This window comes from Chishuiella changwenlii, from assembly GCF_900142565.1.
Lineage (GTDB): Bacteria > Bacteroidota > Bacteroidia > Flavobacteriales > Weeksellaceae > Empedobacter > Empedobacter changwenlii.
Genome location: NZ_FRBH01000014.1, coordinates 1 through 23525, shown reverse-complemented (window position 1 = coordinate 23525; position 23525 = coordinate 1). Strand labels below are relative to the sequence as shown.

At 29.6% G+C, this 23525-nt stretch carries 18 protein-coding genes and 6 tRNA genes; 15 read left to right on the top strand and 9 right to left on the bottom strand.

Annotated features, from left to right (window positions below; genetic code table 11):
- Window positions 1-49: 49 nt before the first annotated feature.
- The 7 genes from BUA86_RS14905 to BUA86_RS14875 all read left to right on the top strand — a co-directional run bounded on the left by BUA86_RS14905 (window position 50) and on the right by BUA86_RS14875 (window position 1758).
- Window positions 50-943 (top strand): lysylphosphatidylglycerol synthase transmembrane domain-containing protein, encoded by an 894-nt coding sequence (locus BUA86_RS14905; protein WP_178300431.1) that lies wholly within the window; start codon window positions 50-52, stop codon window positions 941-943.
- A gap of 125 nt (window positions 944-1068) precedes the next feature.
- A tRNA-Val gene (locus BUA86_RS14900) sits at window positions 1069-1143 on the top strand.
- A gap of 47 nt (window positions 1144-1190) precedes the next feature.
- Window positions 1191-1265: transfer RNA gene (locus tag BUA86_RS14895), tRNA-Val, on the top strand.
- Window positions 1266-1312: 47 nt separating this feature from the next.
- Window positions 1313-1387, top strand: a tRNA-Val gene (locus tag BUA86_RS14890).
- A 48-nt stretch (window positions 1388-1435) separates the two neighbouring features.
- A tRNA-Val gene (locus BUA86_RS14885) sits at window positions 1436-1510 on the top strand.
- A 49-nt stretch (window positions 1511-1559) separates the two neighbouring features.
- Window positions 1560-1634 (top strand) — tRNA-Val (locus BUA86_RS14880).
- A gap of 49 nt (window positions 1635-1683) precedes the next feature.
- Window positions 1684-1758, top strand: a tRNA-Val gene (locus BUA86_RS14875).
- 62 nt (window positions 1759-1820) lie between these two features.
- Here BUA86_RS14875 and BUA86_RS14870 read toward each other — a convergent pair.
- On the bottom strand, window positions 1821-2663 hold the full coding sequence (locus tag BUA86_RS14870) for an AraC family transcriptional regulator (RefSeq protein ID WP_072933946.1): 843 nt from the start codon (window positions 2661-2663) through the stop codon (window positions 1821-1823).
- 120 nt (window positions 2664-2783) lie between these two features.
- On the opposite strand from BUA86_RS14870, the gene BUA86_RS14865 reads away from it, so the two are divergent.
- The 5 genes from BUA86_RS14865 to BUA86_RS14845 are packed head-to-tail and all read left to right on the top strand — an operon-like array spanning window position 2784 to window position 7152.
- Window positions 2784-3176 (top strand): MauE/DoxX family redox-associated membrane protein, encoded by a 393-nt coding sequence (locus BUA86_RS14865; RefSeq protein ID WP_072933945.1) that lies wholly within the window; start codon window positions 2784-2786, stop codon window positions 3174-3176.
- Window positions 3173-4075, top strand: coding sequence for an MBL fold metallo-hydrolase (locus BUA86_RS14860; protein ID WP_072933944.1), 903 nt, complete (start codon window positions 3173-3175; stop codon window positions 4073-4075). Before BUA86_RS14865 ends, BUA86_RS14860 begins: the two co-directional genes overlap by 4 nt.
- Before the next feature lie 6 nt (window positions 4076-4081).
- Entirely contained in the window at window positions 4082-5182 is a 1101-nt protein-coding gene (locus tag BUA86_RS14855) for an L-dopachrome tautomerase-related protein (RefSeq protein WP_083580395.1), read from the top strand.
- Between the two features lie 10 nt (window positions 5183-5192).
- The gene (locus BUA86_RS14850; protein ID WP_072933943.1) at window positions 5193-6197 is read left to right on the top strand and encodes an alpha/beta fold hydrolase; all 1005 of its coding nucleotides are present in this window, start codon (window positions 5193-5195) and stop codon (window positions 6195-6197) included.
- Window positions 6198-6207: 10 nt separating this feature from the next.
- The gene (locus tag BUA86_RS14845) at window positions 6208-7152 is read left to right on the top strand and encodes an aldo/keto reductase (protein ID WP_072933942.1); all 945 of its coding nucleotides are present in this window, start codon (window positions 6208-6210) and stop codon (window positions 7150-7152) included.
- 47 nt (window positions 7153-7199) lie between these two features.
- Here the strand turns inward: BUA86_RS14845 and BUA86_RS14840 are convergent, their stop codons facing one another.
- The 3 genes from BUA86_RS14840 to ileS are packed head-to-tail and all read right to left on the bottom strand — an operon-like array spanning window position 7200 to window position 11653.
- Window positions 7200-7844, bottom strand: coding sequence for a lipoprotein signal peptidase (locus tag BUA86_RS14840; RefSeq protein ID WP_072933990.1), 645 nt, complete (start codon window positions 7842-7844; stop codon window positions 7200-7202).
- Between the two features lie 10 nt (window positions 7845-7854).
- Window positions 7855-8241 (bottom strand): TraR/DksA family transcriptional regulator, encoded by a 387-nt coding sequence (locus tag BUA86_RS14835; protein ID WP_072933941.1) that lies wholly within the window; start codon window positions 8239-8241, stop codon window positions 7855-7857.
- Window positions 8242-8245: 4 nt separating this feature from the next.
- Window positions 8246-11653 carry an isoleucine--tRNA ligase gene (gene ileS / locus BUA86_RS14830; RefSeq protein ID WP_072933940.1) on the bottom strand — a complete coding sequence of 1136 codons (3408 nt, stop codon included), beginning with the start codon at window positions 11651-11653 and terminating at the stop codon, window positions 8246-8248.
- Window positions 11654-11833: 180 nt separating this feature from the next.
- On the opposite strand from ileS, the gene BUA86_RS14825 reads away from it, so the two are divergent.
- From BUA86_RS14825 to BUA86_RS14815, 3 genes are read left to right on the top strand one after another with little or no spacing between them, the layout of a single operon-like run.
- A complete protein-coding gene (locus BUA86_RS14825) occupies window positions 11834-13453 on the top strand; it encodes a DUF4836 family protein (protein WP_072933939.1) in 1620 nt (539 codons plus the stop codon).
- Entirely contained in the window at window positions 13443-14084 is a 642-nt protein-coding gene (locus BUA86_RS14820) for an ATP-binding cassette domain-containing protein (RefSeq protein WP_072933938.1), read from the top strand. Before BUA86_RS14825 ends, BUA86_RS14820 begins: the two co-directional genes overlap by 11 nt.
- Complete coding sequence (locus BUA86_RS14815; protein ID WP_072933937.1) at window positions 14068-15279, top strand: FtsX-like permease family protein; 1212 nt, start codon at window positions 14068-14070, stop codon at window positions 15277-15279. The genes BUA86_RS14820 and BUA86_RS14815 overlap by 17 nt, the downstream gene beginning before the upstream one ends.
- Window positions 15280-15351: 72 nt before the next feature.
- On the opposite strand, the gene BUA86_RS14810 is transcribed toward BUA86_RS14815, so the two are convergent.
- From BUA86_RS14810 to BUA86_RS14790, 5 genes are all read right to left on the bottom strand, one after another.
- The gene (locus tag BUA86_RS14810) at window positions 15352-16887 is read right to left on the bottom strand and encodes a hypothetical protein (RefSeq protein ID WP_072933936.1); all 1536 of its coding nucleotides are present in this window, start codon (window positions 16885-16887) and stop codon (window positions 15352-15354) included.
- A gap of 122 nt (window positions 16888-17009) precedes the next feature.
- A complete protein-coding gene (locus BUA86_RS14805) occupies window positions 17010-17729 on the bottom strand; it encodes a porin family protein (protein WP_072933935.1) in 720 nt (239 codons plus the stop codon).
- 278 nt (window positions 17730-18007) lie between these two features.
- On the bottom strand, window positions 18008-18664 hold the full coding sequence (locus BUA86_RS14800) for a porin family protein (protein WP_072933934.1): 657 nt from the start codon (window positions 18662-18664) through the stop codon (window positions 18008-18010).
- Window positions 18665-18956: 292 nt separating this feature from the next.
- Window positions 18957-19478 carry a hypothetical protein gene (locus BUA86_RS14795; protein WP_072933933.1) on the bottom strand — a complete coding sequence of 174 codons (522 nt, stop codon included), beginning with the start codon at window positions 19476-19478 and terminating at the stop codon, window positions 18957-18959.
- 193 nt (window positions 19479-19671) lie between these two features.
- Entirely contained in the window at window positions 19672-23256 is a 3585-nt protein-coding gene (locus BUA86_RS14790) for a glycosyltransferase family 117 protein (RefSeq protein ID WP_072933932.1), read from the bottom strand.
- Window positions 23257-23525 lie beyond the last annotated feature (269 nt).

The window sequence follows — 23525 nt, the reverse complement described above, 5'->3', positions numbered from 1 at the left end:
AATGTGCGAAGTTTTTCTACATTTGTCTCTTAATTATCAAATTAAAAAATTGAAACCAAAAACCAAAAAATATATCATTACGGGAATAAAGCTAACGATTAGTCTAGTTTTAATCTATTATATATTCTTCGTTAAATTACATATTTTTGATATTTTCAGTCATTATAAAAATGCTAATTGGTTATACATCGCTATTGCAACGGTTCTTTATATCTTATCGCAAGCACTTTCTGTATTTAGATTAGATTATTATTTTAGAGATATTAATCTCGATTTATCTTATAAATCTAATGCTCGACTTTATTTTCTAGGAATGTTTTATAATACATTTGTTCCTGGTGGAATTGGTGGAGATGCTTATAAAGTTTATGTACTTAATAAGAATTATAAAATAAGTTTAAAAGAAATCTCTCAAGCTGTATTTTTAGATAAAATTATTGGTTTAAGTGCAATGTTATTAATGATTGTATTCTTAATCTACTTATCTAATTTAACAGATTATCCGTGGATACAATACGGATCATTAGCTGTTTCTATTGTAGGTTTTGTAGCTGTTCCATTTATCTTGGGAATGATATTCCGTGTACATAAACGCACATTCTACAACTCTATGATATATTCTATTGTATTGCAATTAATACAAGTAGGTATGTTATATTTTGTATTGGAAGGTTTAAATATACATCCAGAAAATTTTAATATTTACTTATTAATTTTCTTAGTTTCTGGTATCTTATCTATTATTTCTTTTAGTGGTTTTGGAATACGAGAAGCTGTATTTATGTATGCTGCTCATCGTTTTAATTTTGATGAAACTTTAGCAACAAGTGCAGCATTTATATTCTCTATCATTACAATTTCTATCTCTTTTATTGGTATTATTTATTTATTTAAAGGAGTAAAAATTGAAGAAAAGAAAAAAAGAACCAAAATTTCATTCTAATTTTGCAAAATTATTTATTTGAAATGAAAATAGTTAAGTTACGAATGTAAAATTTATTTTATTTTTTTCATTTTATCTATTTGGATTATTCAAAAACAACCCTATATTTGCAATCCAATTACGAAGGTCCCTTAGCTCAGTTGGTTCAGAGCACCTGCCTTACAAGCAGGGGGTCACTGGTTCGAATCCAGTAGGGACCACGAAAAGACAATAGAAAGTCTTTTAAATAAAATTCTAATTCTCTGAAGGTCCCTTAGCTCAGCTGGTTCAGAGCACCTGCCTTACAAGCAGGGGGTCACTGGTTCGAATCCAGTAGGGACCACGAAAAGACAATAGAAAGTCTTTTAAATAAAATTCTAATTCTCTGAAGGTCCCTTAGCTCAGCTGGTTCAGAGCACCTGCCTTACAAGCAGGGGGTCACTGGTTCGAATCCAGTAGGGACCACGAAAAGACAATAGAAAGTCTTTTAAATAAAATTCTAAATTCTCTGAAGGTCCCTTAGCTCAGCTGGTTCAGAGCACCTGCCTTACAAGCAGGGGGTCACTGGTTCGAATCCAGTAGGGACCACAAAAAAGACAATAGAAAGTCTTTTAAATAAAATTCTAAATTCTCTGAAGGTCCCTTAGCTCAGCTGGTTCAGAGCACCTGCCTTACAAGCAGGGGGTCACTGGTTCGAATCCAGTAGGGACCACAAAAAAGACAATAGAAAGTCTTTTAAATAAAATTCTAAATTCTCTGAAGGTCCCTTAGCTCAGCTGGTTCAGAGCACCTGCCTTACAAGCAGGGGGTCACTGGTTCGAATCCAGTAGGGACCACGAAAAAACTCTTTACAAATTGTAAAGAGTTTTTTTTATACCTTAATTTCTCATGAAACTGTTTAATTGTACTTTTTTAATGTACTTGCATATTGAGAAGGACTAATATTTCTATGTTTTTTAAAATAGTTTGTTAGATGACTTTCATCTGTAAAACCAAATTCATTTGCTATTTGTTTTATACTGTTCTCTTTTAATTCTAACCTCTTTTCAATCAGTTTTATTCTGTAATCATCAATATACTCTTTAAAAGATACTTCGAAATTCCTTTTAAAATAATTACTAAAGTAATTCTGAGCAATATTAAAATGACCAGCAATTGCTTTTATTCTTATTTTCTGAGGATTGTAAATATTCTGATTAATGTAAGATATCATTCCATTAGTAGAAACACCTTCATCTATGCTTAAATTATTTGCTTTTGCAGCCTCTTGTACTAAACCAAAAATAGATAGTATTTGAAAGAAAATAAGAGGAGAAAACGCAACATCAATTCTACTATTATATGACAAGATATTTTCTACTGTTTTTCTTAAAATAGATTTACATGGTTCATCAAAAACTAACTTTTCTTCTTTTAAAATTTGATTTTGCATGATATCTAATGGAGAATTGATAGAAAAGCTATCAGGTGATAAATGTTTATTATCTTGAAAGTAAGCATCTGTAAATTTAATAAACACCAATTTAGATTTTTTATTAAATATAATGTAATGATTGTCTCCTGGAGAAAGTAAAAACAAATCTCCCACTTTGTAATTAAATACATTATTATTTAAATAATGCTCTCCACTACCCTTTATCACATATACCATTTCATAGTATGTGTGACTGTGTAATGGTAAATCATATTGTTCTTTTTCCATTACATCAATCACCAATGTATCGAATTGTTTTCTTTTCATAAAGAAATGCTAATCTAATAAATTTACAATTTTTTATACATTTTATACAAGCTAAAACTATCTTAATTTTTAGAAATTTGTTAGGGTTAAGTTTTATTGTATTTCAAAAAACACTTATAAATGAAAAAAAATCAACTCCTTTATTTCTTTTTACGCCTACCTATTGCTGTGTCATTATTAGGTCATGGTCTTGTGCGATTACCTAAACTAAGCACATTTAGTAATTGGATGGTCGAAACAATGGAAAAATCTTTTCTTCCGAAGGTTTTAGTAATTCCTTTTAGTTACGCTTTACCAATTTTAGAGGCTATTATAGGTTTGCTATTATTAATTGGCTTTAAAACAAAATATACAATTTATGCAGGTTTAGTTTTAATGAGTATTCTCATTCTTGGAAGTAGTTCTATTGAAAATTGGGGAGCTATAGAAGCGCAATTATTACATAGTTTTTATCTTTTTGCCCTACTCTATGTTTTAGAAAGGGATTCGTTTAAAATAAAGGAAATTGTATGAGAAAAATAATAAGCTATTTCATCGTCTTACTATGCTATACGAGTCAGTCTACTTTTGCTCAAGAAATTGTTTATGACAATGTATTATTAAATAAAATTAGAGTTGCGTCTCAATCCATTAGTGGAGAAAAAGCAAAAGAGGTTCGTTATACGATTTTTGCTGAAAGTCCTAGAACATTTAGTGCAACTGTAGAAGGAGGAAATAATAGTCCATATATACAAGCACGAACGGCTTATCAGTTAGTTTTTCCTAACTCGTCTATCATGATAGACGCAGGTATGGATGAAGAAGTTCATAACTTTTTTGGTAAAGGTGAAAAACAACCTTATTTCAAATCAAAAAATGATTCCATACAATTAGCATTAAATCAAGCCAATAAAATAATTATTACGCATGAGCATGGAGATCATGTTGCTGGTGTTTTACGTTCTAACAATTACAAAAAATTAGCTGTAAAAACTATTTTAACTTATCAACAAATCAATACATTACTTCATCAACCACAGATGCCAGAGTTAAAAATAGATTCTACGCAAGTAAAAGATTTTATTGCTGTAGATTTCTATGATATTCTTCCTGTAGCTCCTGGTGTTGTTTTAATTAAAGCCCCTGGGCATACTCCTGGAGAAATTATGGTTTACACCCAATTAGAAAATGGGAAAGAATATATTTTTACAGGTGATGTTAGTTGGTCTTACAAAGGTATTGATGAAAAGAAACAGAAACCTAAAGATCAAATAAAACGAATTGGTGAAGACCCAAAAAAAATTCAATTTCAATTAGATTGGCTTAATTCTTTAGCAAAAGAAAATATTCAGCTTATTGTTAGTCATGATAATATAATTCAACCGACCTTAGTAAAGAAAGGAATTTTAAAAGAGGGATTACTTATAAAATAACACAAAATGAAATTAAAACAACAATTAAAATGGCTTATAATTATGTTAGTTGGTATAAATGGTTTTGCTCAAAAATATCATAGTGAGAAATTAATTCCAGCGGCTTCTGTTGATCAATATAGAGCTATTGGAGTAAGTGTAAATTCAGATAATAGATTATTTATATCATTTCCAAAGCAAGAAGAAAATTATCAGTATGGATTAACTGAAATAGTAAACGGAAAACGTATTCCCTACCCTAACGAAGAATGGAACAAACAAGGTGATGAAAAAGATCATTTTGTTAATGTACAAGATTTATATGTTGATGCAAATGATTTCTTATGGGTTTTAGATTCTAAACCTTCTCCTGCAAGTTCAATTTTTGGAGATAGTGGAAAAGCAACAGAAGGGCAATTTAAATTGCTAAAAATAAATACGAAAACAAATCAAGTAGAACGTATTTACACATTTGATGATTTAGATAAAACCAAATCTGGATTAAATGACATTCGTGTAGATGTTAAAAAGAATGTTGCTTATTTTTCCGATCCTAGTCAAGCTGCAATTGTTGTTTTAGATTTAAAAACAGGAAAAACGAGAAAGGTTTTAGAAAAAACATCTTATACTTTGGCTGATCCCTCAATCATTCTATCTTATGATGGTGTTGATATGCGAGATAAAAATGGAAAACCTTTTACTTCTAATGTAAATGGAATTGCTTTAACACACGATTTTAAATACTTCTATTTTAAACCGATTAATAAAACTAATTTATATCGAATAGAAACAAAGTATTTAATAGATGCAACTCTATCTAAACAGGATTTAGAAAAGAAAGTTGAAGACATGGGGAATGTTGGTGTTACACATGGATTAATTGCAGATAAAAAAGGAAACATCTATTTAACTACTTCTTTAGATTATACTATAAAATACATAACACCAGAAGGAAAACTACATACGTTAGTGCAAGATTCTCGCTTATTATGGCCAGATTCTTTAGGTATTGGAACAGATGGATATTTATATTTTTCTTGTGCTCAATTACAACGTGATGCCAAATGGAACAATGGTGTAAATAAAGAAGAACATCCATTTCAGATATTTAAAATAAAATTACCATAATCTCATATAAATGAAAAAAATTATTCAGTTAGCAGTTTTCTCTATTCTTGGTTTAGCTACTTATACACAAGCACAAACGAATAGACCTGTTTTAGACATTATGCTTACCAATTACGAGTATCCCTATCAAGTACATTATTTGAACCTAAAAAGTCAAACAGATGATTTAAAAATGGCTTATATGGATATTAAACCAACTAAAACAAATGGAAAAACAGTGGTTTTATTACATGGTAAAAATTTTAATGGAGCTTATTGGAAAACAACAATAGATGCATTAACAAAAGAAGGTTACCGAGTAGTTGTACCAGATCAAATTGGTTTTGGAAAATCATCTAAACCTACAGATTATCAATACTCATTTCAACAACTGGCACAAAACACAAAAGCTATGTTAGACGAGCTAAAAATAAATAAAGTTTATTTACTTGGACACTCAATGGGCGGAATGGTTGCAACGAGATTTTCTTTAATGTTTCCAGAAACAGTAGAAAAATTGGTTTTAGAAAATCCTATTGGTTTAGAGGATTGGAAGCTTGTTGCTCCATACACATCTATTGATAAAAATTATGAAACCGAATTAAAAGCAGATTACGAAACAACTAAAAAATATCAAGCTGGTTTTTATTATGATAATAAGTGGAAAACTGAATATGATGAATGGGTTTATTTATTAACAGGCTGGACTAAATCTCCAGATTATCCTAAAGTAGCTTTAGTGAATGCAAAAACTTCTGACATGGTTTTTACACAACCTGTTGTTTATGAATTCGAAAAATTAAATGTTCCAACTTTATTAATTATAGGTACAAGAGATCGTACTGCAATAGGAAAAGCTGCTGTAAAAGATCCTGTTGTTGCAGAAAAAATGGGACGTTATGATTTGTTAGGTAAAGCAACTCAGAAAAAAATAAAAGGCTCTGAATTAGTTGAAATTGAAAATACAGGTCATTTACCACATATCGAGGTTTTTGAAAAATTCATTACACCTCTAAAATCATTTCTAAAAAAATAAAATTTAAAAAATGAATAAAAGAATTATTAAAAATACAGATTTAGAGATTGCTCCTATTAATTTTGGAGGAAACGTTTTTGGTTGGACATTAGATGAAAAACAATCATTTGAAATATTAGATCAATTTACAGAAGCTGGTTTTAATTTTATCGACACTGCAGATACTTATGCATGGTGGGTAAATGGTACTGGTGGACAATCTGAAGCTATTATTGGAAAGTGGTTAAAAGAAAGAAAAAATAGAGAAAATGTTGTTATTGCAACAAAAGTAGGTTCTGAAACAAAAGAACATGGTTTTGATGTAAGTAAAAAACATATTTTAAAATCTGTTGACGAATCTTTACAACGCTTAGGAACTGATTATATCGATTTATATTATACACATTTTGATGATAATGTAACGCCTATAGAAGAAACTCTTTCTGCTTATGATGAAATTGTAAAAGCAGGAAAAGTTCGTCACATAGCAGCATCTAATGTATCTCCTGAACGTTTAATTGAATCTTTTGAAGTTGCAGAAAAAAATAATTTTCCAAAATATGTTGCGCTTCAACCACATTATAATTTAGTAGAAAGAGAAAACTTTGAAACTAAATATGCTTCTTTAGTAGATAAATATGATTTAAGTGTTTTTCCTTATTGGTCTTTAGCTGCTGGTTTTTTAACTGGAAAATACAAAACAGATGCTGATTTTGAAAAAACGACTAGAGGTGCTGGTATCAAAAAGTATTTTGATGAAAAAGGAAAGAATGTTTTAACGGTTCTAGAAACAATTGCAGATAAACATAATTCTGCTCCTGCTACAGTTTCTTTAGCTTGGTTATTAGCCAATCCTTTAATCACAGCTCCTATTGTGAGTGCTACAAGCCAAAATCAATTAAGAACATTATTTGATGCTCCTCAACTAGAGTTAGATCAAGAAGATTTAGAATTATTGAATAGAGTAAGTAAATAGTTTAAGTAAAAATAAAAATCGCCTCAATTTAAATTGAGGCGATTTTTTTAAAATTTTAATCTTGTACCATTTTCAGTTGTGAAGGCTTTTTTTCTAAAAAGAAATAAACTTAATCCTCCTACAAATATTGCTGAATCTGCTATATTAAATACGGGTTGAAAAAACTTATAATGTTGCCCTCCTACAATCGGAATCCACGAAGGCCAATCAAATTCTACAATTGGGAAATAAAGCATATCAACTACACATCCTGTAAAGAATGAAGAATAGCCAGAAAAATCTGCTTTTGCTACTCCGTGATAACCTACCCAATCTTGAAACATTTCATTGTACGTTGTTCCTTTATCGAAGATTACACCGTAAAAAATTCCATCTAATACATTTCCTATTGCTCCTGCTAAAACAAGTGCTATTGGTATAATGAAGAAATTATTTTTAAGTTTTTTTGACCAAGCATTAATATAATAGATAATCATTCCAATTAAAACTATTCGTAAAAGAGATAAAACTATTTTTCCAGTTTCACCCCCGAAATGCATTCCATAAGCCATTCCTGGGTTTTCTACGAAAGCTATTTTAAACCATCCTAAAACGTCTACATCTTCTCCTAAAAAGAAATTTGTTTTGACATAAATTTTAGATATCTGATCTATAATTAGAACCAAAATGGTAATTAATGCTACTTTTTTCAAAAATTGTTTTTTAGCGTTGCATGTTTTTAGCTTCAATACTTAATGTAGCATGAGGAACTAATTTCAAGCGTTCTTTATTAATTAATTTTCCTGTCACACGGCAAATACCGTATGTTTTATTTTCAATGCGAATAAGTGCATTTTTTAGATCTCTTACAAATTTATCTTGACGAGCTGCTAATTGTGCATTTTGTTCTTTAGACATTGTTTCAGAACCTTCTTCAAATGCTTTAAATGTTGGAGACGTATCGTCTGTTCCATTATTACTATCATTTGTATAAGCTTCTTTTAATAATTCATAGTCTCTAACAGCTTGTGTTAATTTTTCTTGAATTAATGCTTTAAATTCTTCTAACTCTGAATCAGAGTATCTTACTTTTTCTTCTGTTGTTGCCATACGGTTACAATTTAGTAATCGAAATTTGTGTTAAAATCCCATTGATCTCAATTTCCGTACCATTTTTTACGTCATCTTGTAAGACAAGATCTTCCGCTAATGTTTCAGAACAAATATAATCTTTGTTTTCCCTAACCGCATTTACGATTGATTCTTCATTCTTTAAGTTTAGTATAATTTTGTCAGTCACTTCTAGTCCAGACTCTTTACGTAAATTCTGAATTCTATTTACTAATTCGCGTGCAACTCCCTCATTTATTAACTCGTCAGTTAAATTTAAATCAAGTGCAACAGTTAAATTAGAATTCGATGCAACTGTCCATCCTGGGATGTCTTTTGTAGCAATTTCAAAATCTTCTAAATTTAAAGTTAATGTTTTGTTGTCAATTAACAAATCTATTTCACCAGTTTGTTCCAATTTAACAATTTGTTCATCCGTTATTTGTGCTGTAGCAGCAGAAATAGCCTTCATTTCTTTTCCATATTTCGGACCTAACGTCTTGAAATTAGGCTTAATAGATTTCACTAAAAGATTTGAAGCTTCTTCATTTGTTAATAATTGAATTTCTTTAACATTAACTTCTTGCTTTAACAATTCTGAAACAGCTTCTAATTTAGCTTTCATTGAATCGTTTAAAACAGGAATCATTACTTTTTGTAATGGTTGACGTACTTTATTATCACTTAATTTACGAAGAGATAAGATCATACTCGTAGCTGTTTGTGCTAAGTGAGTTTGTTCTTCTAATTCCGTTTTAATTAATGACTCATCTACTACTGGAAAGTCTGCTAAATGCACAGATTCTGCTGAATTTCTTCCTGTAGCTTCATTTAAATCTTTATATAAGCGATCCATGAAAAATGGTGCTATAGGTGAACCTAAGATAGCAACTGTTTCTAAAACTTTATATAATGTTTGGTAGGCTGCAATTTTATCTTTAGAATAGTCTCCTTTCCAGAAACGTCTTCTTGATAAACGTACATGCCAATTAGATAAATTATCTATTACAAATTCTTGAATTGCACGAGCTGCTTTTGTTGGTTCATAATCTGATAAAAATGCATCAACTTTTTTCGTTAAAGTATTTAATTCAGAAATAATCCATTGATCTAACTCCGCTCTTTCATTTACTGGTATTTCTTCTTCATTAAATGTAAATCCATCTACATTTGCATATAAAGCGAAGAAAGAATAAGTATTGTATAGAGTTCCGAAGAATTTACGACGAACCTCATCTACTCCAGCAATATCAAATTTTAAATTTTCCCATGGTTGTGCATTAGCAATCATGTACCAACGTGTAGCATCTGGTCCATAAGTTTCTAAAGTATCAAATGGATCTACAGCATTACCTAAACGTTTAGACATTTTTTGTCCGTTCTTGTCTAATACTAATCCGTTAGACATTACGTTTTTGTATGCTTTAGAATCAAAAACTAATGCTCCAATTGCATGTAACGTATAAAACCAACCACGTGTTTGATCTACTCCTTCTGCAATAAAATCAGCAGGATACATTGTTCCATTATCTATTAACTCTTTATTTTCGAAAGGATAATGAACTTGTGCATAAGGCATTGCTCCAGAATCAAACCAAACATCAATTAAATCTGCCTCACGTTTCATTGGTTTACCAGAAGCAGAAACTAATATAATTTCATCAACAACATTTTTATGTAAATCGATTAAATCATAGTTCTCCTCAGACATATTTCCAATCTCAAAATTTTGGAATGGATTTGTTTTCTGAACTCCAGCAGCAATAGATTTTTCAATCTCAGCAACCAATTCTTCTACAGAACCAATGATAATTTCTTCATCCCCTTCATCTGTTCTCCAAATTGGTAAAGGAATTCCCCAATAACGAGAACGAGATAAATTCCAATCGTTTGCGTTTTCTAACCAATTTCCAAAACGACCTTCTCCAGTTGCTTTTGGTTTCCAGTTAATTTCTTTGTTCAATTGTACCATACGCTCTTTTACGTCTGTTACTTTAATGAACCAAGAATCTAATGGGTAATATAAAATTGGTTTATCTGTTCTCCAACAATGTGGATAACTGTGTTTGTATTTTTCTACTTTGAAAGCTTGATTGCGCTCTTTTAATAAAATTGCAATTTCTACATCTACTGATTTCTCAGGCGCTGTACCATCATCGTAGTATTCATTCTTCACATATTTACCTCCGAAACCTTCCGGTAAAGATGCAACGAAACGTCCTTGTAAATCTACTAAAGGAACTGCATTCCCGTTAGCATCTAAAACTAACAACGGAGGAACACCAGCATCTTTTGCAACACGCGCATCATCTGCTCCAAAAGTTGGTGCTGTATGTACAATACCAGTACCATCTTCTGTTGTTACGAAATCTCCAGGAATCACTTGGAAAGCATTTTCTGCATCCTCAATTGGTAAAGCCCAAGGTAATAATTGCTCGTATCTAGCACCTACTAAATCTTGACCTTTGTATTCACCTACAATTCTGTATGGAATTTGTTTATTTCCTGCAGCATAAACTTTAAAATCTTCTTCTGTTTCTGCTAAGAAATATGGTTTTGTAAATTGTTTTGAAACCAATGGTTTTCCTAAGATAACACGAATTGGCTCAAAAGTATATTGATTAAAAGTTTCAACAACTACATAATCTATTTTTGGTCCTACAGTTAAAGCAGTATTAGATGGTAAAGTCCAAGGAGTAGTTGTCCAAGCTAAGAAATAAGTATCTCCATCAAAATCTTTAAATAATTCTGAAGACTCTTTCTTCACTTTAAATTGAGCAACTATTGTTGTATCTGTAACATCTTGATAAGTACCTGGCTGATTTAACTCGTGAGAAGACAAACCAGTTCCTGCCTTAGGAGAATAAGGTTGTATCGTATAACCTTTGTACAATAAATCTTTGTTGTAGATTTGTTTTAATAACCACCAAACAGATTCCATGTATTTTGGTTTATAAGTGATATATGGATCATTCATATCCACCCAATATCCCATTTTCTCAGTTAAATCATTCCATAAATCTGTGTAACGCATAACTGTGCGTTTACAAGCTTCATTGTATTCTTCAACCGAAATTTTAGTACCAATATCTTCTTTTGTTATTCCTAATTCTTTTTCAGTTCCCAATTCTACAGGTAAACCGTGCGTATCCCAACCAGCTTTACGAAAAACTTGTTTTCCTTTTAATGTTTGGAAACGACAAAATATATCTTTTATAGAACGTGCTAAAACATGGTGAATTCCAGGCTTCCCGTTTGCAGAAGGAGGTCCTTCGTAAAAAACATATGAATCTTTTCCTTCACGAGACGTGATACTTTTCTCGAAAACGTTATTTTGTTTCCAATCTTCCAAAGTTTCTTTTGAAACTTGTACCAAATCTAAATGCTTATATTCTTTAAACTTTTTTGCCATCGAATTCTTCTTTATTTCTTCTAAATCAAGGAGTGCGAATATACGTAAATTTTAGATAATTTTATAGCTATTAATAGGAAAATCATATTAATAATTCCTTAATTTTATAGCGAGGTTAAAAGATTTCTATTTTAAAGAGATTTCAATTTTCATCAATCTAAAATTTATAAAGAAAACCACATGAATAAATTCTTAAAATATTGTTTTTTTTCTGTTACAATTTTATTTTTAGCAAGTTGTAGTAAAACGGAAGATTATACCATTTTAATTCCGACAGATGCCGATTTTGTTGCTTTAATTAATCCGAAATCTATTGCAGAAAAAGGAAATTTTAAAGAATTAGAACAATACAAAGTCTTTCAATTGGCAGAAAGTGAAATCAAAAATCAAAATCCTGAAATTGAAGAATTAGTTGAATCTATTAAAAATAATCCTACATCTGCAGGTGTTGATATTATAAGTCCGATTTATATTTTTGGTCAGAAAATAAATGGGAAAAACATGGTTGCTTTAGCCGCAAATATGCGTGATAAATCTCAATTTGAAGACCATTTAAAAACAATTTACAAAGGCTTATATCAAAAAGAAATTTCTTTTGAAAATAATAATGGGTTTACAACAATCTCTGGTGTTAATAAACCATTTATTGCATGGAATAAATCACAGTTTCTGGTTATTGCTTCTGAGTTTGGTGTTGGAGAAAAATCAATTAAAGAATATTTTACTAAAATTATTAGTGATAAGCATTCTTTAGCAAAAGAAAATAATAGTTTTTCTGATTTTGTAAAAACTTCTCAGGATATCAATATTTGGTATACAGGGAATTTTTTAAAGAATTTTTCAAAATCAAAAGAAGATAAAAAGAAGAATTTAGATTTCACGAAAAGTTCTTGGGTAAATTCTCTTTCTTTTACATCTGACGGAATTAATTTCACACAAAAATTTCATCCAGATGCAGCGACTAAAGTAGAGTTACAAAAACGTCCGATGTGGAAATCTAGAATTAACACAGACTTTTTTAAATATTTCCCTGCACAGAGTTATGCGAATGTTGGTTTAGGAATTTATCCTTCTAATGCGCGTTATATTTTTGAAGATCAAAATATTTTCACTGAATTTTTAGAACAATACGAAATAGATTTAGCCAAATTAGAACAGAGTTTTGAAGGTGAAGCTTTATTGAGTATTTATGATTTTGAAATTGGTCGAAAATTTAATCCGAATGATTTCTTTGGTAAGAAAGATGATTTTATTAAGCAAGCTGTCTATCCTCAATTTATATTAGCAGGAAAGATGAAAAATCGTACTTTTTTCGATGAGTTTATAAAAACGCATCAAGAAAATATAAAAGAAGTTGGGAGTTATTACCTATTACCAATTTCTACAAACATGAATTTATATTTAGCTTATAAAAACAATTTAATGTTTGTAACCAACAATCTTATCTCGATGAATCAATATTTAAACAATCATGTAAAAGAAAAGAATTTTGTTACATCAAGATTCTCAAATAATGCAAGAAATCCTATGTTTGGATATGTTAATTTAAATTTTGAGCAATATCCAGAACAAGTACAAGAATACATTTATCAACGTATTCCATTTGGGAATACAAAAGAGGTTCAAACAATTTTATCAAATTTTGATTATATTGATTATCGTGTTACAAACGAATACACAAAAACAGGAAAAATACACATGAAAAAATCTGATAAAAATAGTTTAGAAGTTTTATTGCTACTTTTAGATGAAGCTTATTCATTAGTTTTCTCTCAATCTCAACAACAAAATGGAAATTAGAATTGATCAACTTATTCCTCATCCACTTAAAGAATTTGGATTTGAAGAATCGGAAATTTGGAAAAATAATTACACTTTTTCTAGTGGAAAAATTTACCAAATCATTGCACACTCTGGTGTAGGAAAATCTACTTTGATTAACATTTTATATGGTGATAGAAAGGATTATGATGGAAATGTTTTTTTTGACAATCAAAATATCAATCAATTTAATTTATCCGATTGGACTAAAGTTAGACGAAGTAAATTGGCCTATGTTTTTCAAGGTTTGCATTTATTTGAGGAGTTAACATTAATGGAAAACATTCAGTTAAAAAATAGTTTAACTCAACATCAGTCAGAAAATCAGATTATTGATTGGATAGATAAGGTTGGATTAAAAAATCATCTGCATCAAAAAGCAGTTCATCTTTCTTATGGTCAAAGGCAACGAATTGCTGTAATTAGAGCGTTATGTCAACCTTTTGATTTTTTACTTTTAGATGAACCTTTTAGTCATTTAGACAAAGAAAATCAGACGCTGTTATTAGATTTGATTACTGAAGAAGCCTACAAAAAAAATGCTGGTATATTATTTACTAGTTTACACGAAATTCACGATAAACGATTAGAAAATGTCATTAAACTCTAATAAGCTCATCGAAAAATTAGTTCGTAAAAACTTGAGCACTTTACGAATTATCACATTCTGTTTTTTCTCTATTATAGGATTTTTTATTTTGCTGTTATCTAGTATAATTTATTTGGATTATGCGAAGAATTTTGGTGAAGATAGTTCTGTTTGGAAAGCCAATTATGTTGTTTTGAACAAGAAAATATCTTCTTTACAAACCTTAACAGGACAAAAACCAACATTTAGTGTAGATGAAATAGAGGAATTAAAATCTCAACCTTTTGTAGACAAAGTAGGAACATTTAAAAGCAGTCAATTTCCTGTAAAATTACAAGTAGGTGGTATTGCTGGAATTCGTGGTTTTTCTACAGATTTATTTTTTGAATCTGTACCAGAAGATTTTATCGAAGTAAATGAAGCTGATTGGAAATGGCAAGAAGGACAAGATTTTATTCCGATTATTATTCCAAAAAGTTATCTTAATTTATACAACTTTGGTTTTGCTACAAGTCAAGGTTTACCACAAGTTTCTGAAACTTTATTTACAAAAATTCCATTTCAGTTAGTCATAGGAAGAGGCGAAAATCAAAAAGTTTATCAAGCTAGAATTGTAGATTTCACAACAAAAATTAATACGATTTTAGTTCCAGAAAATTTCTTGCAATGGGCAAACAAAACATATGCACATAAAGAAAATACAGAACCTTCTCGTATTGTTGTTGAAACAAAATCGCAAAGTGATGAAAATGCTGTTACTTATTTCGAGCAACAAAACTTTGACATTAATAAAGATGAACTTAAAAATAATGAATTAACGTATTATTTAAAGTTAGCCTTTTCGTTAGTTTTATTCATCGGATTAATTATTGTTTTTGCTGCTATTTGGTTAATGATTATTAATTTTCAGTTGATGATTGAAAAGAATAAAAACAAAACAAAAGATTTGTTTTTAATTGGTTATAATATTCATCAATTATCTAGACCTTATTTAAAATTTGCACTAATTTTTATGCTCATTAGTTATCTTATTGCAATTCCTATTGTTTATTATATTTTAAAAATGATTGAAGAAAAAATAGGAAAATTTATGGCAATTGGAAATTCTCATATTTGGCAAGTTATTGGTTGTGGATTTATTGTGGTCTTCATTTTATTTTTTATTAATAAAATAATTCTGAATCAATCCATTAAAAAGATTGCTTTAAAAGATTAAAATTAAAAAGGCTTTTGAGAATATTCTCAAAAGCCTTTTTAAAAACTATACTTTATATTTTTCTAATAAATTTTATTGCACTCTCTTAGGTTGCACTGTTATTGTATAATCTCCTGAATCATATTCTCGAGGATTATACATACCATATCTTTCCCTCGTTCCAGGAATATTTGTTAAAAAATTATCAGCAAAGTTTATAATAACATCTCCTAAGGGGTCACTTTGTTTTGTTACTTTATAATTGACAACTCTTGTATTGACAGTTTTTAAACTTGCACCAAATTTTAATCCTATTTTTTTTAGAAATCCTACACTAGGATCTATTCCAAAATTAGTCGCAAATTCAACTGTACGAGTATCACTTCTTGATTCTTCTTCAGTTAAATCGACTTCTTCTATCTGTATTTTTATACTAGATGCATATTCATTTAAATCCCAGTTAAATAACTGAATATCTAAAGGAACTACTTTTGGAGTTAGAGATGTCAAAACCTGAATAACAGGTATTCTTATCCTTCCAACATAAGTATAATGTAAAGCATAATTAGTAGAATATAATTCTTCAGGTCTAACAGATAAATATTTTGTAATACTTGTTCCGATACCATTTTTTGCATTTAATAATATATCTATTTTAAATTCAAAATTACCTCCTGTCCATGGAGCTCTTGGTAATGAACCTACACCTTTTCCTCCAGGATCAAGCAATCTGTTAAGTACAGGATCACCTGTTTGATCAGATATTTTATTAAGAACTTCTGCATTATTTAGGCGAAATGATGTTAAGTGTTCCATATAATTATATTTAAACTGACCTCTATTTTGTGAAGGTGTTATATCATAATAAATGTAATCTCTTTGCCATCCATCATTGTTTTGATAAATTTGATATGCACTGATTAATTTATCATCAATGATTCTAGCTGATCTGGAAGATGTATTTTTTTTAGATGAAAGTGCACCATTAAAACTTTCATCTAAAAATTCAAAATTGTATGAATCAGTATTCAAACTATTGATAGACTTCAATGAATGTGTGTTATCAACCCTTACTCGTTCATTTTCTTTAACAACTACAACAGGAAATGAGGGTATATACTCACCTTTTAAAAAAGTAATTTCACCAGTACTATCTACAATAGGAATATCATAAACTCCAATTAAAGTATATGCAACTAAAGGTATTTCATTTTCAGCATTCCATTTTTTTGCAGAAAATGTATTCAATGGAAGTTCAGGTACAAAAATAGTTAAAGTTGGATAGTATTGTTCCAAAATATTTAGATTCTCTTTCTTATCGTAATATTCTAAAACAATGTCTCTAAAACTGCTATCTCCAATTTTTTCATCTTTAACAATTTGATAAAGAATATCATAATCATTGTCAAACATTTTTAGGGCTTCCTCTTTAATGAATTTTCTTAACTCAACATTATTAGCTAGGGCTTTAGCTAAGGCTTTTGAAAACTCTTGTTTTAATTCATCTTTCTGACTTAAGTTTTTGCCATAGTTTTTAACATCAGAATTTTCTTTGTTGAATTCATCATCATTTTTACAAGAGTATAAAAATGATAAGGTGGTAAGTAATAAAATTAATTTTTTTTTCATATAATTTATATTTTGATTGTACATAAATATATAGTATTTATGTACAATCAATCTATATAGTTATTAAGTTTTTTTTTAGGAAAATGTATAAATAGTTAACTTAATATATTATTTTTTTCTTTCTAAAAAGAATAACCAACACCTATAGAAAATGAATGGTTTTTAATACTTGCTTTCGTTTCTCTTGTTTCGTTTACATTTTCAGCAATCTTTTTTAATCCCATATAACATCTTGCTCCAACATTAACATGATCTGTGAGGTTATAGCCTAAACCGAAATTTAATCCATAATCAAATGTTTTAAATAAATCTTGTACATCACGTTTTGCTCGGGTTGTAACAACATTATCATTATAAGCTGAATTTGAAAAAGTAGGAAGAGAATTACTATAAGGATTATGGTGGGTAATATGATTAATAGTAGTTGTAGTAGCATTATTATGAGCATATATGTTAAATCCTACTTGTGGACCAACTTCTATGTTAAAACGAGATCCTGCAGGATAATATTTAAACATAATAGGAACTTCAATATAATCTAGCGTTATTTTATTTTTATTCTTTACAGTAGTTTTTGTCTTCTCAACTACTTTATCCTCTAACCTTCCACCTATTCTAGTAAAATTAATTTCTGGTTGTACAGCAAACTGACTTGTTACAGGAATATGCCAATAAACACCAGCACTCAAGCCTACTATATAGTCATTATTCTTAACATTTTTACCATTAAAAGATGCCATATTAGCTCCTGTCTTTACTCCTATTTGTGGTAAAGTTGTTTTTTCTTGCGCACTCAAACTAACAACTCCTAACATTACTAATGCAAAAAATATTTTATTCATTCTACAATTTTATAATTCCAATTATGATTTCATGCCCTTTAACAACTCTTATACCAAACAACCATTAGTAATCAAAAAAAAAGAGAATTATTTTATATATAAAACTGATTTACAAATAAATAGAAATACATTTAGTTATATACAACATTAATTAACAACAACTTATTCGACAAGCATTTTTATTAATTTATAAAACATAGCTTCTTCTGTATCGTACACAAAAAAAGCTTCTGAAATTAAATCTCAGAAGCCTAAAAAATTATACGTTGTATTTTCTATTAAAATGAGTATCCTACTCCAATAGAAAATGAATGGTTTTTAACATCTGGTTTTGTATCATTAGATTCACTTCCATTTTCTGAAATCTTAGTTAATCCCATGTAATATCTTGCTCCAACATTAATATTATCTGTAACATTGTAACCAATACCAAAGTTTGCTCCGAAATCGAAATCTTTTACGTTATCTTTTATATCCGTTTTTCTCTCTGAAGTAACAACTGTATTATTAATAACACTTTCACTAGCTGTATTACTCGCATAAATATTATATCCTATTTGTGGACCAGCCTCGATATTGAAACGAGATCCTGCAGGATAATATTTAAACATAACTGGAACTTGAATATAATCTAAAGTTGTTTTGTTTTTAGTTTTTATAGTCGTGTTTCCTACTGTTGTAGCTTCATCTTTTAACTTCCCTCCAATTCGAGTAAAGTTAACCTCTGGTTGTACCGCAAATTGTTCTGTTATTGGAAAGTGTCCATAAACACCTGCACTAAAACCAACTTTATAATCGTTATTACTAACATCTTTCCCATTGAAAGAAGCCATATTAATACTAGACTTAATTCCGACTTGAGGTGTAGTAGTTTTCTCTTGCGCGCTCAAACTAACAACTCCTAACATTGCTGCTGCAAAAAATAATTTTTTCATTTTATATAATTTAATTGTTATAATTTCTCTCCTATCGCTTTAAACAACTCTTGTACCAAACAATGTTAATAAATAGAAAAGTGACTTATAGAACAGAAAAAAGGCTATTTTTTAACTAAAAAAGTTAGACAACAAATTAGAAATTATCGAATAATTTAACTCAATTAAATATTTAGTTATCATTTATAACTTATTTTAAAATAGCTTTTTTTAGTAGTTTTCTTCATAAAAAAAGAGAGTATTCAACTTAGCGAATACTCTCTCTTTTTTATTATTTATATAATTTCTAAACTTAGAATTTATAATTAAATCCTACAGATACTGCGTTATATTTCCAATCTACAGTGTTATTATTTTCTGGACCTGCATTAATTCCTTTATAACCTGCATACAAATCCCAAGTTGATGCTGAATAACCAACTTTTGGTTGCCAGAACAATCCACCATCAATTCCGTCAGTTGTTGCGAAAGCGTAACCTAAGTCAGCACCTATAAATAAGTTATTATTAAACTCAAATTTAGCTGTTGCTGCTAATGGAATAAAACCTACATCCTCACTTTCTGCTACTACTACATTATTAACCTTAAATTCTTTACCTATAAAATGGTCATAACCTACTTTTGCACCTAACTTAAAGTTATTAGAAACAGGATGTAAATAAGCTAAATCTGCCCCAATATTAAATGAGTAAACATCTGCCGTCTCTCCTACTGGAATACCAACGTGTACAGCACCCTCAATCCCTGTTGTTTGAGCTGATACACTAACCAAACCTGCAACTGCAAAAGCAGCTGTAAATAATACTTTTTTCATCTTATAATGTTTTTAAAATATTTTATAATTTTCTTAATACTGAATTTACATTTCCAAGATATATGCCAAATAATTTAAAATACTAAACATCAATATTATATTCGTTTTTAATTAATTGATAAACAATATTTTTATAAATAAAAAAAGCTCCAAAAAAATTTGGAGCTTTTTTAAAAAATTATATGTTTAGAACTTACTGTCCTACCATTTTATATAAAATATTCTGTTGTTTTTTTGCATAATTTGTATCAATCTCTGCGGCAACACCAATCATTTCATCTAAATAATTAAACTGGTTCATTATTTTAGCTTGATCAGCTGCATCAACTTTACCATCAGCAATAACATCTTTATATAGCGCTTCAAATTTCTTTAGCATTGGTGTATAACCAGACTCAAATATTTTGATTGCTTTTTCTTTATCACCTCTTTCTCCTAAAGCAGAAGCTTCATTGTATAAAGCCATCATTAAATCATTCTTAGCAGAAGCTAAATCTCCTCCTACAGAATAACCTTTTCCAGAAGGTAAAGATTCGAAAAATGAAATCTTAGCATTCGCTTGTTTACGAACATGAGCAAATAAGTCTTGTGCTTTTTTATCCTCACCAGCTTTTAAGTAAATTCCGGCAATTCTACTCACTCCATATCCAATATCATATTTTGCTAAAGCAGGTATTTCTAACATTACTTTATCTAATACTTGAACAGCTTCTTTTTTACGTCCTGCATTTAATAAATCATCTGCTAAACGAACTGCCGCATTTCTATATGAAGATGCATAATTTCTTTCTGTTAAACTAAAAGATGCATCTGGATTATTATAACCTGACCATTTGTACGAATTAAATGTTCTTAATAACATATCGTTATCAGAAGCACCAATTGTACCTCCTTTTCCAAATGCTGTATAAATTGGAACTAACTTATAGCTTAATCCAGCATTTAATAAATAATCGTTTAAGAAGAATGTATTTTCTGGATCAGAAATTCCACCTCCACTAAAGTAAATTGGTCTATCCCAATTATATTTAGCCATCATTGATAACATCAATAAATTATTTTTAAATAAGCTAGATGATTTAATGTTAATCGTAAGTTCATCTACCATTTTAGAAGCATCCTTAGGATTTACAATTCCATATTTTATAGCATTTGCCTTGTTTACTGGAACTGTAATTTTAGAAACAGGTAAAAAGTTTGCTTGTCCAATTGCATAACCAAAATAATCTGCTAAAGCTTGTTTTTCTGGCGATTTATTATTTAAAATAAAGTCCATTGCTTCTTTAGCTGTCATACTATCTGTTGTTAAATACTTTTGTAATGGTTTTAAGTTTTGATAAACAGTCATTACTTGGTTTGGATCTATTTCTGGATCTGTAAAGTATTGTCCAACTTGTTCTATTGGTAATTTACTTAATGTTTCTAATGTTTGATTAGATTCTGGTTTGATAAAACCATTCAACTGATCAAAAATATTTTTGATAGATCCACCCACAACAAATATTTGATCATTTGCTCCTGATTGGTAATCTTTCGGTTTTAAATCACTTGGTAAAGCTGCTGCATTATACGTTTTACGTAATAATTGCTCTAAATTCCAAGGAGAAGCTGCCAATGTTAAATTCGCAATTTTTACATCATCTCGGAAGTTTTCAGTTTCCTGTAATCCCCATAATGGGTATGTATCATTATCTCCATAAACAAAAAGTATTGCATTTTTATCTAATGGATTTAAGTAATTATAAGCTAAAGAATAAGCTACAGAACGCTCAGAACGATCGTGATCATCCCAGTTTTGTGCTCCCATTAAAATTGGAATACCTGCTAAAATAACTGTTGTTCCAATTGCTAAAGAAGGTTTCAACTCCTTCTTCATTAATTTCTGTATTAATAAATAGACTCCTTGTACACCAAGACCTATCCAAATAGAAAATGCATAAAATGCACTTACTAAAGCATAATCACGTTCACGAGGTTCGAAAGGTTTTACAGAAGTATAGAAGATAATACCAACACTTGTTAAAATGAAAAGTGATAATAAAGACCACCAGTTAACAAAGTTTCTATTTAATTGAGTAAATAATCCTATTAATCCTAGAATTAATGGTAACATATAATAAACATTAGTACCATCGTTTACATATTCTTCTGGTAATTTTGATTGATCTCCCAATCTAGGATTATCAATAAATGGAATTCCAGAAATCCAATTACCTTTTGTTATTTCGAAATTACCTTCTAAGTCATTTTGACGACCAGAGAAATTCCACATAAAATAACGGATAAACATGTAGTTTATCTGATAATCGATAAAATAATTAAATTGTTCTCCAAATGTTGGAGCTTCAATATCTAAAATCTCGTTATATTTCTTAAGTTCAGCAACTTTTAATTGTCTATTCTGACGTTTCTCAACTAACTGAGCATACATTTGTTGTGCTTCTTTATCTCCTGCATATTTTGCATTCAAAGAAAATTTTGGAAAAGCATAAACTCCTGCATAATTTTCCATTACGCTAGGATCGTTACTAAACATTTTTGGAAAGAACTTTACATACTTATCATCATATTTATATTCTAAACGATCAGATACTTTTACATATTTCCCTATGCGTTTATCTTTTATATATTCTGAACTTCTTACAGTACTTTCTGGTGCTCCGTTTGCGTCTCTTTTTAATCCATCATTCGCTATATAAGCTGTAAAAACTGGACCTCGCATAACTGGCCAAGTTCCATATTGCTCACGGTTAAAATAATCTAAAACCCCTAAAGCTGTATCTGGATCATTTAAATTCATATGAGGATTAGCATTCGCTCTAATTGGAATAAGCAACCAACAAGAGAATCCTATCAACATAAAAATCACACACCATGAAATTGTATTAAATAAAGCTGAACCGTATTTCTGAGTTAATTTTATAGCAAGATAGAAAACTGCTATTAAAATTATTGCTGCTATAATTGTTCCCGAATTAAAAGGCATTCCCAAATTATTAACAACATAAATCTCTGTTCTACCAAAGAATGTCATTACTACAGGGAATATTATTTTAAATACAAACGCTAAAATAACTAATGTAATCACATTAGCTATAATAAAGCTTTTTATAGTAAATCTGTATTTACGCGCATAATAAACAAAACAAACCGCTGGTATTGCTAACATAGCCATTAAATGCACTCCAATAGATAAACCTATTACCAATGAAATTATAACTAGCCATTTATTCCCTCTAGGAGTATCAGCAACTTGGTCCCATCTTGTTATCAACCAAAATAATAAAGCTGTGAAAAGCGAAGCCATAGCATAAACTTCTCCTTCTACTGCAGAAAACCAAAATGTATCACTAAACATAAAAGCAGCGGCTCCAATTAGTCCACTTCCTAATGTAATAATTTTCTGAGATGCATTTAACTCAATTGCATCAACACTAATTGGATTTTGTGTATTTACAAACATTTTTCGAGCAAAATATGTAATTGTCCAAAACAAAAACATAACTGTTGCTGCGCTATACAATGCAGAAGTACTATTAATTAAAATAGCATATTTACTTCCGTCACCAAAAGCTAAACCTGACCAAACTGCTCCAACTATCTGAAACAATGCAGCTCCAGGCGCATGAGTAATTCCTAATTTTGCTGATGATACAATATATTCACCACAATCCCATAAACTTAGGTAACGTTCCATCGACAACAAATAAATAATTGTTGAAATTATGAACATTGTTAAACCTAAGATGTTATTCCATTTTTTGAAATTTATTTCCATCTTGTTTATAAACTAAGGCCTAATGCCTATTTATTATTTTAGTATTTGTTTGATTTTTATCTCTCTTACATTTAAAAATATAAGATTAAATTCTTTCAAGCACTTATCATGCGAAAATAAGATAAAAAATTAATATAACTTAATCTATAATAGATTAAATTCTCATTAGAAATATGTGGTAATGTGGTAATGTGGTAATGTGGTAATGTGGTAATGTGGTAATGTGGTAATGTGGTAATGTGGTAATGTGGTAATGTGGTAATGTGGTA